14 protein-coding genes are annotated in these 13,752 nt (G+C 74.0%); 8 read left to right on the top strand and 6 right to left on the bottom strand.

Annotated features, from left to right (window positions below):
* Positions 1-170: 170 nt before the first annotated feature.
* Positions 171-2,762 carry an ATP-dependent chaperone ClpB gene (gene clpB, locus ACI79U_RS03735; protein WP_457065816.1) on the top strand — a complete coding sequence of 864 codons (2,592 nt, stop codon included), beginning with the start codon at positions 171-173 and terminating at the stop codon, positions 2,760-2,762.
* A 337-nt stretch (positions 2,763-3,099) separates the two neighbouring features.
* A complete protein-coding gene (locus tag ACI79U_RS03730; RefSeq protein WP_457065818.1) occupies positions 3,100-3,819 on the top strand; it encodes a hypothetical protein in 720 nt (239 codons plus the stop codon).
* A gap of 51 nt (positions 3,820-3,870) precedes the next feature.
* Here the strand turns inward: ACI79U_RS03730 and ACI79U_RS03725 are convergent, their stop codons facing one another.
* Positions 3,871-4,350: a hypothetical protein gene (locus ACI79U_RS03725; RefSeq protein ID WP_457065820.1), complete on the bottom strand. Its 480-nt coding sequence runs from the start codon at positions 4,348-4,350 to the stop codon at positions 3,871-3,873.
* 136 nt (positions 4,351-4,486) lie between these two features.
* On the opposite strand from ACI79U_RS03725, the gene ACI79U_RS03720 reads away from it, so the two are divergent.
* From ACI79U_RS03720 to ACI79U_RS03700, 5 genes are all read left to right on the top strand, one after another.
* Positions 4,487-5,206, top strand: coding sequence for a fasciclin domain-containing protein (locus tag ACI79U_RS03720; RefSeq protein WP_457065822.1), 720 nt, complete (start codon positions 4,487-4,489; stop codon positions 5,204-5,206).
* 10 nt (positions 5,207-5,216) lie between these two features.
* Entirely contained in the window at positions 5,217-5,777 is a 561-nt protein-coding gene (gene pyrE, locus ACI79U_RS03715; RefSeq protein WP_457065824.1) for an orotate phosphoribosyltransferase, read from the top strand.
* Positions 5,778-5,896: 119 nt separating this feature from the next.
* Positions 5,897-6,928 (top strand): class II fructose-bisphosphate aldolase, encoded by a 1,032-nt coding sequence (gene fbaA / locus ACI79U_RS03710; protein ID WP_457065826.1) that lies wholly within the window; start codon positions 5,897-5,899, stop codon positions 6,926-6,928.
* 1 nt (position 6,929) lies between these two features.
* On the top strand, positions 6,930-7,334 hold the full coding sequence (locus ACI79U_RS03705) for a DUF3151 domain-containing protein (protein WP_457065828.1): 405 nt from the start codon (positions 6,930-6,932) through the stop codon (positions 7,332-7,334).
* Between the two features lie 212 nt (positions 7,335-7,546).
* Positions 7,547-7,690, top strand: coding sequence for a GPGG-motif small membrane protein (locus ACI79U_RS03700; RefSeq protein WP_457065830.1), 144 nt, complete (start codon positions 7,547-7,549; stop codon positions 7,688-7,690).
* Between the two features lie 60 nt (positions 7,691-7,750).
* On the opposite strand, the gene ACI79U_RS03695 is transcribed toward ACI79U_RS03700, so the two are convergent.
* The 4 genes from ACI79U_RS03695 to ACI79U_RS03680 all read right to left on the bottom strand — a co-directional run bounded on the left by ACI79U_RS03695 (position 7,751) and on the right by ACI79U_RS03680 (position 11,141).
* Positions 7,751-8,581, bottom strand: a complete 831-nt coding sequence (locus ACI79U_RS03695; RefSeq protein WP_457065832.1) for an ATP-binding cassette domain-containing protein — start codon at positions 8,579-8,581, stop codon at positions 7,751-7,753.
* A complete protein-coding gene (locus ACI79U_RS03690; RefSeq protein ID WP_457065834.1) occupies positions 8,578-9,642 on the bottom strand; it encodes an ABC transporter permease in 1,065 nt (354 codons plus the stop codon). The genes ACI79U_RS03695 and ACI79U_RS03690 overlap by 4 nt, the downstream gene beginning before the upstream one ends.
* Before the next feature lie 161 nt (positions 9,643-9,803).
* Positions 9,804-10,466: a maleylpyruvate isomerase family mycothiol-dependent enzyme gene (locus ACI79U_RS03685; protein ID WP_457065836.1), complete on the bottom strand. Its 663-nt coding sequence runs from the start codon at positions 10,464-10,466 to the stop codon at positions 9,804-9,806.
* 57 nt (positions 10,467-10,523) lie between these two features.
* Complete coding sequence (locus ACI79U_RS03680; RefSeq protein WP_457065838.1) at positions 10,524-11,141, bottom strand: hypothetical protein; 618 nt, start codon at positions 11,139-11,141, stop codon at positions 10,524-10,526.
* Between the two features lie 65 nt (positions 11,142-11,206).
* On the opposite strand from ACI79U_RS03680, the gene ACI79U_RS03675 reads away from it, so the two are divergent.
* The gene (locus tag ACI79U_RS03675) at positions 11,207-12,496 is read left to right on the top strand and encodes an adenylosuccinate synthase (RefSeq protein ID WP_457065840.1); all 1,290 of its coding nucleotides are present in this window, start codon (positions 11,207-11,209) and stop codon (positions 12,494-12,496) included.
* Between the two features lie 60 nt (positions 12,497-12,556).
* Here the strand turns inward: ACI79U_RS03675 and ACI79U_RS03670 are convergent, their stop codons facing one another.
* Positions 12,557-13,603, bottom strand: coding sequence for a glycerophosphodiester phosphodiesterase family protein (locus tag ACI79U_RS03670; RefSeq protein ID WP_457065842.1), 1,047 nt, complete (start codon positions 13,601-13,603; stop codon positions 12,557-12,559).
* Positions 13,604-13,752 lie beyond the last annotated feature (149 nt).

Raw genomic sequence — 13,752 nt, 5'->3', positions numbered from 1 at the left:
GTGGCTGGTCTCGCTGCCTTCTCGGGGCAGGAGAGGCGCCAGAGGCGGGGGTCCCGCATCCCTCCGCCCGGCGCCACTGGACGCCAAGGGTTGAGTGGAACAGACTCAACTCCCGATCCGTTGCACCCGGCGAGCACGTCTCCCCCAACGAGAGGACGAGATCACCGACCATGCAGAGCAAGCTCACCACCCGTGCGCAGGAGGCCGTCGCCGCCGCGCAGCGACTGGCGGTCGACCGCGGCCAGGCCGCCCTGGAGCCGCTGCACCTGCTGGTCGCCCTGCTCGAGCAGTCCGACGGCATCGCCGGCCCGCTGCTGCAGGCGGCCGGCGCCGATCCCACCGACGTCCGCGCCAAGGCCGACGCCGCGCTGCGCCGCATGGCCAGCGTCAGCGGTGCCACGGTCGCCGCGCCGTCGCCGTCCCGCGAGCTGCTCCGGGCGATCAACGCCGCCGGCGAGCAGGCCAGCGCCCTGGGCGACGAGTACGTCTCCACCGAGCACCTGCTGGTGGGGCTGGCCACCACCGAGGGCGAGGCCGGCGCGGTGCTGACCAGCGCCGGGGCCACCCGCGACGCGCTGCTGGCCGCCTTCCGCACCGTGCGGGGCACCCGCAAGATCACCAGCCCCGACCCGGAGAGCACCTTCCAGGCGCTGGAGAAGTACGCCGTCGACCTGACCCAGCGGGCCCGCGACGGCCGCGTCGACCCGGTCATCGGCCGGGACACCGAGATCCGCCGCGTGGTGCAGGTGCTGTCCCGGCGCACCAAGAACAACCCGGTGCTGATCGGCGAGCCCGGCGTCGGCAAGACCGCCATCGTCGAGGGGCTGGCGCAGCGGATCATCGCCGGCGACGTCCCGGAGAGCCTCAAGGGCAAGCGGCTGATGGCGCTCGACCTGGGCGCGATGGTGGCCGGCGCCAAGTACCGCGGCGAGTTCGAGGAGCGGCTCAAGGCCGTCCTCCAGGAGATCACCGAGGCCGAGGGGCAGGTGATCACCTTCATCGACGAGCTGCACACCATCGTCGGCGCCGGTGCCACCGGCGACTCCGCCATGGACGCCGGCAACATGATCAAGCCGATGCTCGCCCGCGGTGAGCTGCGGATGGTCGGCGCCACCACGCTGGACGAGTACCGCGAGCACATCGAGAAGGACGCGGCGCTGGAGCGCAGGTTCCAGCAGGTGTTCGTCGGCGAGCCGAGCGTGCCGGACACGATCGGCATCCTGCGCGGCCTCAAGGAGCGGTACGAGGTGCACCACGGCGTCCGGATCACCGACGCCGCGATCGTCGCCGCCGCCACCCTCTCCGACCGCTACGTCACCGCCCGCTTCCTCCCGGACAAGGCCATCGACCTGGTCGACGAGGCCGCCAGCCGGCTGCGCATGGAGATCGACAGCCGGCCGGTGGAGGTCGACGAGGTCGAGCGCGCCGTGCGCCGGATGGAGATCGAGGAGATGGCGCTGGCCAAGGAGGACGACCCGTCCTCGATCGACCGGCTGGCCGCCCTGCGCAGCGAGCTGGCCGACCGGCGTCAGGAGCTGGACGAGCTGACCGCCCGCTGGCAGCAGGACAAGACCGCCATCGACCGGATCCAGCGCACCAAGGAGGAGCTGGAGGCCGCCCGCACCGACGCCGAACGGGCCGAGCGGGACGGCGACCTCGCCCGGGCCGCCGAGCTCCGGTACGGCCGGATGCCCCAGCTGGAGCGCGATCTCGCGGCCGCCGAGGCGTCGGTGGCCGCCGGGGACTCGATGCTCAAGGAGGAGGTCGGCCCCGACGACATCGCCGAGGTCGTGCAGGCCTGGACCGGCATCCCCGCCGGCCGGCTGCTGGAGGGGGAGACGCAGAAGCTGCTGCGAATGGAGGACGACCTCGCCCAGCGGGTCGTCGGTCAGCCCGACGCCGTCCGGGCGGTCGCCGACGCCGTCCGCCGCGCCCGCTCCGGCGTGTCCGACCCCGACCGGCCGACCGGGTCCTTCCTGTTCCTCGGCCCCACCGGCGTCGGCAAGACCGAGCTGGCCAAGGCGCTGGCGGAGTTCTTGTTCGACGACGAGCGGGCGATGGTCCGCATCGACATGAGCGAGTACTCCGAGAAGCACTCGGTGGCCCGCCTGGTCGGGGCCCCGCCCGGTTACGTCGGCTACGAGGCCGGTGGCCAGCTCACCGAGGCGGTCCGGCGGCGGCCCTACACCGTCGTCCTGCTCGACGAGGTGGAGAAGGGCCACGCCGACGTCTTCGACATCCTGCTGCAGGTGCTCGACGACGGCCGGCTGACCGACGGGCAGGGGCGCACCGTCGACTTCCGCAACACGCTGCTGATCCTCACCTCCAACCTCGGGTCGCAGGTCATCGCCGACCAGTCGGTGCCCGAGGACGCGAAGCGCCGGGCCGTGATGGACGTCGTGCGGGCGCACTTCAAGCCGGAGTTCCTCAACCGGCTCGACGACGTCGTGATGTTCCGGGCGCTGGGCTCGGAGGAGCTCGGCGGCATCGTCGACATCCAGGTCGGGGTGCTCGCGCGCCGGCTGGCGGCCCGCCGGCTCACCCTGCGGGTCACCGACGCCGCGCGGGAGTGGCTGGCGCTCAACGGCTTCGACCCGGTCTACGGCGCCCGGCCGCTGCGCCGGCTGGTGCAGTCGGCGATCGGCGACCAACTGGCCCGGGCGCTGCTGTCCGGGGAGATCCGCGACGGCGACGAGGTCGTCGTGGACTGGCCGGCCGACGTCGCCGAGGGCGACGCCGGGCTGTCGGTCACCCGCGGCTGACGAAGGACCCCGTCCTCCTCACCCCTCGCGAGCTCGGGGCGAGCCTCTGGACGGGGCCGGGGCCCGGCGGCGCTCGTGCTGCCCGCGGGGCTGGCGCTGTGGGGCGCGGTGTCCCGGGCCTTGGAGCGACACCAGCGGTGGGCCTGGTGGATGCTGCTGCACCCGGACAGCCGGGAGTGGGTGGCGCCGGAGCCCGCGGAGCCGTCGGTCACCCGGGCGCCCAGCCGGCGGTCCGCCGCGCCATCGGCCGACTGAGCGTGCCGGGATCGTCCGGATGGACGATGATCAACAGACACAGAGTCGCCACCGCACGACACCGGTCGCACGAGGAGCTGTCATGACGTCAGGACCGCAGGACCCGCAGCAGGGTGGCTGGGGCCCGCCGCCCGGACAGGGCCCGGAAGGACAGGGCTCGCCGGGCCAGGGCTCGTCCGGCCAGGGGCAGGGCGGGCAGTACGGACAGGGCCAGCAGGGCGGCTGGGGTCCCCCGCCCGGCCAGGGGCAGCAGGGCGGCTGGGGCGCACAGCCCGGACAGAGCGGGCAGGGCGGGCAGTACGGCCCCTACGGGCAGGGCGGCGGCTACCCGGCCGCCCCCGGTGGCTGGGAGACCGGCGCCCCGGTGGAGCAGCAGCCCCGGCCCAGCACGGTCCGGTTCGGCATCGGCGCCTTCCTGGCCAGCACGCTGATCAACCTGATCAGCCTGCTGATCAGCTTCGCCGACCTCGACGAGGTCCGGCGCGTGGCCGCCGAGGACTCCGGGCTGACCCCGGAGCAGGTCGACACCGTCGTCAACGTGACCATCGGCATCACGCTGGCGCTGATCGTGGCCTTCCTGCTGGTCATCTGGTTCGCCTGGCAGGGGCACAACTGGGCACGGATCGTGCTCTTCGTGCTCGGGGGGATCAGCGTGCTGTTCGGCCTGCTGGGCGCGGGCGTCGGGCTGTCGTTCCTGGGCATCGTCCAGCTGGTGCTGGTGGTCGCCGGGATCGCGTTCCTGGCGCAGAAGCCGTCGAACGAGTGGTACAAGTCGGAGACCCGGCGGCGGGCCGTCAGCTGACGCCGAGCGCCGCCCCGGGGACACCCGGGGCGGCGCCCGGAGTGCGGTTGCTCAGCCCTGCCGGCGCGCCACCGGGGGCAGCCACTCCGTCGTCGTCCGGGCGAGCAGGCTGGTGGCCGCAGCCGCGCAGAGCACCACGAGGAGCAGGGCGAACGGGCTGGCGCCCCCGGCGGTGACCACCGAGACCAGGGTCAGCGCCCCGAGGAACAGCACCCCCAGCAGGCCGGCCCAGCGGGCCCACCGCCGTCGCTGGGGCAGGAACAGCGCGGCGAGCCCGCAGAGCAGCCCCACGACCAGGTCGCGGGCCAGCCCGATCAGCACGAACTGCTCCACCTCCGACCGGACGAGGTCCGGCTGGGCGTCGAGGAAGCCGTCGACGATGGAGTCCCGCACGGCCCAGCTGACGACGCCGCTGAGGAGCAGCAGCACCGCCAGCGCGGCCAGCAGGCCGACGGCCACCTTCACCGACGCCGGCATCGGCGGGCGCTCGGCGGAGGCGCCGGTGGAGGAGGACGAGGGGTCGGCGCTCACGCCGTCAGCCTGGCGCGCCCGGACGATCACGAGCCGGTGACGTCCCGGTGTGGCGGTCGGTGGGATGCCATGCTCGACGGCCAGCGACCCCGACGACCGGAGCGGGCCCGCGCCGCAGGACCGCAGAGGAGATCCCGTGAAGGCCACCGGGCCGAGCCGATCCGCCGCACGACCCGCCGCACGACCCGGCGTCCGGGCGCTCGCCACCGCCCTGGTCGGCGGCCTGCTGGTCGTGGCGACCGCCTGCAGCGCCGACGACGACGGCAGCCCGGCGGCCGCCAGCAACAGCACCGCCGAGACGAGCACGTCCGCGGCGACGCCCTCCGCGTCGGCCGGCGCGGCCGGCGGTGCGCCCGCCGGCACGCCGGTGGGGCCGGCCTGCGCCGCGCTGCCCGCGGAGGGGCCGGGCAGCGTGCCGTGGAGCGCGGGCGAGCCGGCGGCCGGCGCGATCAGTGCGAGCCCGCTGCTCACCACGCTGATCCAGGGGGTGCTCACGGCCAACCTCGTCGACGTCCTCAACACCCGGCAGGGCATCACCGTGCTGGCGCCGGCGGACACCGCCTTCGCGGCGCTCGGACCGGAGGCGCTGCCACCGCTGCAGGCCGACGTCCCGCGGCTCACCGCGCTGCTCACCCACCACGTGCTGCCGGGCCGGCTCGGCCCGGACGAGCTGGCCGGCGAGCACACCACGCTCCTCGGCGACCGGGTCACGATCACCGGCAGCGGTGCGGAGGTGTCGGTGCCGGCCGAGGAGACGGTCGCCGGGACGGCGCCGGCGACGCTGCTGTGCGGACCGCTGCAGACGGCGAACGCGACCGTCTACGTCATCGACCAGGTGCTCGCGCCCGCTCAGTAGGGTCGGGACCATGCAGACGGACCACGCCCCGGCCCACCCCGACCGCGACCGGCTGCTGGAGCTCATCGTCGAGCTCGCGGTGGTCCGCGGGAAGGTCACGCTCTCCTCCGGCCGCGAGGCCGACTGGTACGTCGACCTGCGCCGGGTGACGCTGCACCACGAGGCGGCCCCGCTGATCGGCCGGGTGATGCGCCAGCTCACCGGCGACCTGCGCTACGACGTCGTCGGCGGGCTCACGCTGGGCGCGGACCCGGTCGCCACCGCGATGCTGCACGCCGCATCGGCCGGCGAGGGCTTCCTCGACGCCTGCGTCGTCCGCAAGCAGGGCAAGGCGCACGGCCTGCAGCGGCGGATCGAGGGCCCCGACGTCGCCGGCCGCACGGTGCTCGCCGTGGAGGACACCTCCACCACCGGGGGCAGCGTGCTGCAGGCGGTCGAGGCGCTGCAGGAGGCGGGCGCCGAGGTGGTCGGGGTGGCCGTGGTCGTCGACCGCGGGGCGCGCGCGGCGGTCGAGGCGGCCGGGCTGGAGTACCGCGCGGCGTTCGAGCTCACCGACCTCGGCCTGGACTGAACGGACCGCTCGCCCGCCGGAGTGACCACCGGGGTGACCTGGAAGCCACCCCGGGGTGGGCCAGCGGGATACTGACCGGCGAGCAGGAGCCGCTGGTCCCGACGTCAGGAGAGCACCGCATGCCCATCGCGACCCCCGAGGTCTACGCCGACATGATCAGCCGGGCGAAGGAGGGTGGCTTCGCCTACCCGGCGATCAACTGCACCTCGTCCGAGACGATCAACGCTGCCCTGCGAGGCTTCGCCGATGCGGGCAGCGACGGGATCATCCAGTTCTCCACCGGTGGCGCCGAGTTCGGTTCGGGCACCCGGGTCAAGGACATGGTCACCGGTGCCGTGGCGCTGGCCGAGTTCGCCCACGTGGTCGCCGAGAAGTACCCGGTCAACGTCGCGCTGCACACCGACCACTGCCCGAAGGACAAGCTGGACAGCTACGTCCGCCCGCTCATCGCGATCTCGCAGGACCGCGTCGACGCCGGGCAGGCGCCGCTGTTCCAGTCGCACATGTGGGACGGCTCGGCGATCGAGCTGACCGAGAACCTGGAGATCGCCCAGGAGCTCATCGAGAAGTGCGCCGCCGCCAAGATCGTGCTCGAGGTGGAGATCGGCGTCGTCGGCGGCGAGGAGGACGGCGTCGCCCACGAGATCAACGAGAAGCTCTACACCGCCGACGGCGACTTCGTCCGCACCGCCGAGGCGCTCGGGCTCGGCGAGAAGGGCGTCTACCTGCTGGCGGCGACCTTCGGCAACGTGCACGGCGTCTACAAGCCGGGCAACGTCAAGCTCCGCCCCGACGTGCTGCAGCGCGGCCAGGCCGTCGTCGCCGAGCAGTTCGGCCTCGGCGACGCCAAGCCGTTCAACCTGGTCTTCCACGGCGGCTCGGGCTCGGACCTCGCCGACATCCGTGAGGCCATCTCCTACGGCGTGGTGAAGATGAACGTCGACACCGACACCCAGTACGCCCTCACCCGGGCGATCGCCGGGCACATGTTCAGCAACTACGACGGCGTGCTGAAGGTCGACGGCGAGGTCGGCGTCAAGAAGACCTACGACCCGCGCACCTACATGAAGCTGGCCGAGGCCAACATGGCCGACCGGATCGTGCAGGCCTGCGAAGACCTGCTGTCCGCCGGCCAGTCGCAGGCGGGCTGAGATGTCCCACTCCCACCACAACCTGCTCGGCGAGCCCCCGGCCACCCTGCTGCCGGTCGACCCCGGCAGCGAGGCACTGGCCAGCGGCATCGACCCGGCCACGGTCGCGGCCACGCACCCCACCTCCAGCGCGGCCTGGGCGGCGCTGGCCGAGGGCGCCCTGGAGGGCGGCCGGACGATCGAGGCCTACGCCTACGCCCGCACCGGCTACCACCGCGGTCTGGACGCCCTGCGCCGCAGCGGCTGGAAGGGCTTCGGCCCGGTGCCGTGGTCGCACGAGCCCAACCGCGGGTTCCTGCGCTGCGTCACCGTGCTGGCCGCGGCGGCCGAGCGGATCGGCGAGGTCGACGAGCAGCAGCGCTGCACCCAACTGCTGCGCGACTGCGACCCGACGCTCGTCTCCTGACCCCGACTGCGCAGTTCCGGTCGTCCCGCACGGCGTGTCCTCGCGTGTCGGCGACCGGAACCGCGCACTCAGCGGGATCGGTGCGGGTGCGTCGCGCCGGCACCCCGGACAGAACCGGATCTTGATCGTCCTGATGCCGGGACGGCGCCGTCTCGTTAACGTCGGCCTCCGGTCGGCGCACAGGGCGCCACCTCGAGGAGAGGGGCTGAACAATGGCCACATTGCTCTGGATCCTGGCAGTCGTGCTCGTCATCGCAGGGATCGTCGCGATCGTGCGCAAGCAGCTGCTGTGGGGGATCGTGCTGATCGTCGTCGGGCTGCTGGTCGGCCCGGGAGGCGTGAGCCTCTTCGCCTGACGTGCCCGGGTGGGGCCGAGACCACGTCTCGGCCCCACCCGGGGGCCCCGGGCACGAGGATCACTCCCGGCGGAGGGACTCCGTCAGTCGGGAGAGCTCGTCGCCACCGGCGACCAGGCGGGTGAGGTCGTGGACGTCGACGTCCTCCCGGGTGAGGTTCCCGGCCACCCGGCCACCGCCCAGCAGCAGGAAGCGGTCGCCCACCAGGTGCGCGTACTGCGGGCTGTGCGTCACGAAGACCACCGCCAGCCCGTTCTCCCGAGCCGCGACGACCGACTGCAGCACCATGGCGCGCTGGGCGACCGTCATCGGCGCCGTCGGCTCGTCGATCACCAGCACCCGGGCACCGAAGTGCAGGGCGCGGGCGATCGCCAGGCTCTGCCGCTCGCCGGCCTGCAGCGCGCTGGCCGCCTGGTCGGGGTCCAGCCCGGTGACCCCGACCCGGGCCATCGCCTGGATGGTGATCTCCTCGGCCCGCCCGACGTCCAGCCGGCGGAACGGCCAGGTGCCGCGGGTGGGCTCGGCGCCGAGGAAGAAGTTCCGCCACACCGACATCAGCGGGGCGATCGCCAGGTCCTGCCAGACGGTGGCGATCCCGCGTGCCCGGGCCTGCTGCGGCGAGCGCAACCGCACCGGGCGGCCGTCGATCAGCAGCTGGCCCTCCGCCGGCTGCTCCACGCCGGAGAGCAGGCCGACCAGCGTCGACTTGCCGGAGCCGTTCTCCCCGAGCACGCAGGTGACCTGACCCCGGTGCAGGGTGAGCGACACCCGGGACAGCGCCGGCACGCTGCCGTACCGGACCGTGACGCCACGCAGCTCCAGCACGGGCGCCGGGGTGTCGGCCGGGCTCTGGTCGTCGGGCTCCGGTGGCCCCGTCCACACGCTGCTCACGACCGCGGCACCGCCCGCAGTCGTCGCCGCACCACGCCGTTGACCAGCAGGGCCACCAGCAGGAGCACCCCGAGGAAGGCCTCGAACCACCGCGGGTCCCAGCCGGAGAGGGCGATGCCCTCCCGGGCGACGGCGTAGAGCAGCGCGCCCAGCGAGGCACCGACGGCCGAGCCGTAGCCGCCGGTGAGCAGGCAGCCCCCGATCACCGCCACCACGACGAACCCGATCTCCGTGCCCAGCGCCGGGGTCACCTGCACCGCGCCCAGCCGCACCAGCCCCAGCGTGCCGATCAGCCAGCCGGCCGCGGCGGTGCCCAGGAACAGCAGCACGGTGGTGCGCCCGACGGGGACCCCCAGCTCGCGGGCCGCGCGGGCCGCCCCGCCGCTGGCGAAGACCGAGTTGCCGAACCGGGTGCGCCACAGCAGCCAGGTGGCGACGGCGGTGGCCGCCAGCCACCAGAGCACCGAGACCGGGAACCGTCCGTCACCGAGCTCCGCCGTCGACCCGAAGACCGCGTGCGCCGAGTCCCACCCGGACTCCCCGCGCAGGCCGCCGACCCGGGGGGCCCCGGCGACGGCGGCGGCGACCGCCTGGGCGGCGCCGGACAGGATGAGGAACGTCGCCAGGGTGACCAGGAAGCTCGGCAGCCCGGTGCTCACCACCAGCAGCCCGTTGACCGCCCCGACCAGCAGCGCGGCGAGCAGCGACACCAGCAGGGCGGGCCAGACGCCCAGTCCCAGCTCGGTGACCAGCAGCGCGGCCAGCAGGCTGCTGCTCACCGCGACCACCCCGATCGACAGGTCGAACTTCCCCGCCACCAGCAGCAGGGCGACCGCCACGCCGCCGATGCCCAGCGGGGCGGCGACCTCGAGCACGGAGGCCAGTCCGCCGGAGGAGACCAGGGTGGGGGACTGGATCCCGAAGAAGAGGGTCAGCAGCGCGACGCCGACGAACGCGCTGGCACCCGGGCGGGCGAGCAGGCGGTCGAACACCCGGCGGCCGCGCGAGCGGGGCGCCACCGGGACGGGTGGGCCGAACGCCAGCGGGCGGTCGGGGCTCACCGGCAGGGACCGGTCGGGCGACGGGACGACGGCAGCGCGACCTCCTCGGGCGGGACGGTGCACCCAGTGTCCACGACCGGCTCGTCGTGGCGGCGGCGGGTGCTGACGCGGCGGCGCGACCCGGTGGCGGGGTCCCGCCGGCCGGTGGGCCCGGCGACGGCTCAGGACCCTGGGCAGCGTGCTCGGAGCACGGGCACACCCGGGCCGGTCAGGTCGTCGCAGAAGATGCTGCGTCCGGCCATGGCCATCGTCAGCGCCAGCGTCGTGCCGGTGACCAACGGCCCGTCCCCGACGGCGAAGGGCCCGTCGTCCGCCTGCAGCCGCAGCCCCGCGACGGCGCTGCGGCTGTTCACGGTGAAGTCGCGGGCGGCGTAGAACCGGGCGACCTCGGTGACCACCGGGACGGGAGGCCCACCGGGCAGGGCGAGCGGGCGGCGGACGTCCTCGGCGTGCACCACGACCTCGCCGAGCCAGGCGGCGGTGTGCCCGGTCGGTGCGGTGGTGCTCGGCACGACCGCGCGGAAGCGCTCCAGGGTGTCGGCGGCGGTGTCACCGCGGTGCTCGGCGAGGCGGCGGGCGTTGTGCAGGTCGGCGTCGAACCGTGCGCCGACCATGCTGCGCAGCCAGCGGGCCCGCCCGGTGCTGGCGGCCGCACTCAGGTGGGCCACGACCTCCTCGACGGTCCAGCGCCCGCACAACGAGGGCTGTGCCCACTGCGCCTCGTCCAGCCCGGCCAGGTCGTCGGCCAGGGCGGATCGTGCGGAGTGGACGGCGGCCCACAGGTCCTCGGGGGTGGGGTCGGGCACACGGGCCTCCAGGTGCATCGGCTGATGTTCTCCCTGAGGACCTCCCGGGCCCGGGGAAGTCATCGGTTGCCCGGGCTAGGGGCGCAGCAGCCAGCGGACCCGGTCGTCGGCGTACCAGGTCCACTTGGTGACCTCGCGGTCGACGGGCACCCCGTCGCGGGTCACCTGGGCCGGCGCGCTGGCCACCTGCAGTGCCCGCCCGGTGGTGCGGCGCACCGGGCGCAGCGGCACGGTGACCACGGCGACGGAGATCCGGTCGACCGCCGTCCAGTCAGGCCGGACGTCGATCCGGGTGATCGGACCGTTGGCCACCCGCTGGTCGTCGTTGTACGCCTGGGCGCCCAGCCGCCGGGCCAGCGCGCGGCGCGGCGCGCCGAACGCGCTGATGCGGCCGTGCCACAGCAGCACGCCGCCGTGGTCGTCGCGCACCAGGGGCAGCTCCCGCTCGGTGCCGGAGCCGACGCCGAGCGCGCGGGCCAGCCCCCGGGACGCGGCGTCGTCGGCCGGTTCCCAGGCCACCGGGACGGCGGGCAGCCGGTCCTTGCGCCAGAGCCGGGTCAGCACCGCCGCGAGCGCGGGCACCGGGCCCAGCACGTGCACCTCCTCGGCGTCGTCGACGACCGAGGCGACGTGCCGGCGGGACGGCGGCTGCTCGGCCGCCAGACCGCGCAGGTCGAGATGAGTCGCGGGCATGCCGATACCCTGCCACCTGGCCAACCGGTTCCTGCCGGTGTCGATGTGACGAGGAGACCGACCCGATGCCCGCAGTCGTGCTGATCGGCGCCCAGTGGGGCGACGAGGGCAAGGGGAAGGCGACGGACCTGCTCGGCGGGCGCGTCCCCTACGTCGTCCGGTACCAGGGCGGCAACAACGCCGGGCACACCGTGATCACCCCGGACGGCGAGAAGTACGCCCTCCACCTGATCCCGTCGGGCATCCTCACCCCGGGCTGCACGCCGGTGATCGGCAACGGCGTGGTGATCGACCCCGAGGTGCTCATCGGCGAGCTCGCCGGCCTGGAGGAGCGCGGCGTCGACACCTCGCGCCTGGTCATCTCCGCCGACGCGCACCTGATCATGCCGCACCACCGCGCGCTGGACCGGGTCACCGAGCGGTTCCTCGGGCAGCGGAAGATCGGCACCACCGGCCGGGGCATCGGGCCGGCCTACGGCGACAAGGTCGCCCGCAACGGCATCCGCGTGGCCGACCTGCTCGACCTCTCCATCCTCCGGCAGAAGCTCGAGGGCACGCTGACGGAGAAGAACCAGCTGCTGGTCAAGGTCTACAACCGCAAGGCGATCGACGTCGACGAGGTGGTCGAGGAGTACGCCGGCTACGCCGAGCAGCTCAAGCACCGCATCGCCGACACCCGCCTGCTGCTGGGCAAGGCCCTGGACGCCGGTGAGTGGGTGCTGCTGGAGGGCTCGCAGGGCACCCTGCTCGACGTCGACCACGGCACCTATCCGTTCGTCACGTCGTCCAACCCGACCGCCGGCGGCGCGGCCGTGGGCGCCGGCGTCGGCCCCACCCGGATCGAGCGCGTGGTGGGCATCCTCAAGGCGTACACGACCCGGGTGGGCTCCGGTCCGTTCCCGACCGAGCTGCACGACCACTGGGGCGAGTACCTGCGCAAGCACGGCGGCGAGGTGGGCGTGACCACCGGCCGCGACCGGCGCTGCGGCTGGTTCGACGCCGTCGTCGCCCGGTACGCCAGCCGGGTCAACGGGATCACCGACTACTTCCTCACCAAGCTCGACGTCCTCTCCGGGCTGGAGACGGTGCCGATCTGCGTCGCCTACGACATCGACGGCGTCCGGCACGACGAGATGCCGATGACGCAGACCGACTTCCACCACGCGAAGCCGATCTACGAGGAGATGCCCGGCTGGTTCCAGGACATCACCGCCTGCCGCACCTTCGACGACCTGCCGGCCACCGCGCAGGCCTACGTGCGGCGGCTGGAGGAGCTCTCCGGGGCGCGGATCAGCGTGATCGGTGTCGGCCCGGGCCGCGACCAGAACGTGGTCATCCACGATCTCATCGACTGACGAGGCCTGCGTTCTCGGGGTCTCCCGTGTCGGGAGACCCCGAGAACGCAGATCCGGCGGTCAGACCCGCGGGCGGACGGGGGCCATCGCCTCGGCGGTCAGCTCTGCGCGGGCCCGGAAGGCGGTCTCCGGGGCGTCGCTGATCACGCCGTCGCAGCCCAGGGCGAACAGCAGCCGGGCCTCGGTCTGCGCGTCGCCCAGGCCGTGCGGGTCGCTGCCGTGGCGCAGGTGCCGGGGCAGGAACAGGTTCTCCGGCCGCAGCGTCCACGGCGTGATGGTCAGGCCGGCCCGGTGCGCCTGGCTGACCAGGTCGGAGACGCCGACGAGTGAGCCGTCGGCGCCGTGCAGCAGGATCCGGCCCTTGTGCGGGGCGATGCCCTGGGCGTACGTGGAGATCTCGCGCAGGCCGGACGGCGTGACCATGGCGTCCTGCACCCCCTCCTCGTCGACCAGCTGGACCAGCACCGGGCCGTCGGCGCCCAGATCGGCGCGCAGCTCGCGCAGCGCCGTCTGCTCGAACGCCATCACGATCACCGGGCCGTCGGGGCGGGCGGCATCCAGCCGGCGCAGCTCGGCGGCGACCAGCTCGCTCATCGGCAGCCCCTGCGCGGTGAACCAGGCGGGGTGCTTCAGCTCGGCCTGCACCTGGATCTGCCGGGTCGGGGTCGACCGGCGCCGGACCAGCTCCACGACGTCGGCCAGGGTGAGCACGCCGAAGCGGCCGTCGTAGGCGGTGTTCAGCGGCCGCACCGCCGGCAGCCGCTCGATCGACCGCAGGGTGCGCAGCTCGGGCAGGCTGAAGTCCTGCACGAACCAGCCGGTCTGCTCCTCACCGTCGACGTCCACGGTGCGCCGCCGGTCGGCGAACTCCGCGCGGTCGGCGACGTCGGTGGAGCGGGACAGCTCGGCGTCGTGCCGGGCGATGAGGACGCCGTCCCGGGAGACGACGAGATCGGGCTCGATCCGGTCCGCGCCCAGGTCGATGGCGAGCTCGTAGCTCGCCGCGGTGTGCTCCGGGCGGTAGCTCGGGGCACCGCGGTGACCGATCACCACGGGGGAGGAGGTCCGTCGGGACGAGGGAGCGACCCGCAGGCCGGTCTCGGACATGAGTCCAGGGAAACCCACCCCGCCGTCCGACGGGTGAACGTGCGCCGACTCCATGGGGACGAATCGGAGGACAGGGCCTCTAGCTGCAGGTCAGCACCACCCGTGTGAGTGATCTCTCATGCCCGGGTGTGTCGTGCGCGACCGATCCG

Source organism: Modestobacter sp. SYSU DS0904, assembly GCF_054051115.1.
Note: the sequence above shows the minus strand (reverse complement) of the source record. Positions and strands in the feature narration are given on the sequence as shown.

What these genes read in the sequence shown, in the direction of transcription:
- clpB (WP_457065816.1), top strand. Translation starts at nt 171, where the DNA reads ATGCAGAGCAAGCTCACCACCCGTGCGCAGGAGGCCGTCGCCGCCGCG.
- ACI79U_RS03685 (WP_457065836.1), bottom strand. Translation starts at nt 10,466, where the DNA reads ATGCACCTGGAGGCCCGTGTGCCCGACCCCACCCCCGAGGACCTGTGG.
- ACI79U_RS03730 (WP_457065818.1), top strand. Translation starts at nt 3,100, where the DNA reads ATGACGTCAGGACCGCAGGACCCGCAGCAGGGTGGCTGGGGCCCGCCG.
- fbaA (WP_457065826.1), top strand. Translation starts at nt 5,897, where the DNA reads ATGCCCATCGCGACCCCCGAGGTCTACGCCGACATGATCAGCCGGGCG.
- ACI79U_RS03680 (WP_457065838.1), bottom strand. Translation starts at nt 11,141, where the DNA reads ATGCCCGCGACTCATCTCGACCTGCGCGGTCTGGCGGCCGAGCAGCCG.
- ACI79U_RS03705 (WP_457065828.1), top strand. Translation starts at nt 6,930, where the DNA reads ATGTCCCACTCCCACCACAACCTGCTCGGCGAGCCCCCGGCCACCCTG.
- ACI79U_RS03700 (WP_457065830.1), top strand. Translation starts at nt 7,547, where the DNA reads ATGGCCACATTGCTCTGGATCCTGGCAGTCGTGCTCGTCATCGCAGGG.
- ACI79U_RS03675 (WP_457065840.1), top strand. Translation starts at nt 11,207, where the DNA reads ATGCCCGCAGTCGTGCTGATCGGCGCCCAGTGGGGCGACGAGGGCAAG.
- pyrE (WP_457065824.1), top strand. Translation starts at nt 5,217, where the DNA reads ATGCAGACGGACCACGCCCCGGCCCACCCCGACCGCGACCGGCTGCTG.
- ACI79U_RS03670 (WP_457065842.1), bottom strand. Translation starts at nt 13,603, where the DNA reads ATGTCCGAGACCGGCCTGCGGGTCGCTCCCTCGTCCCGACGGACCTCC.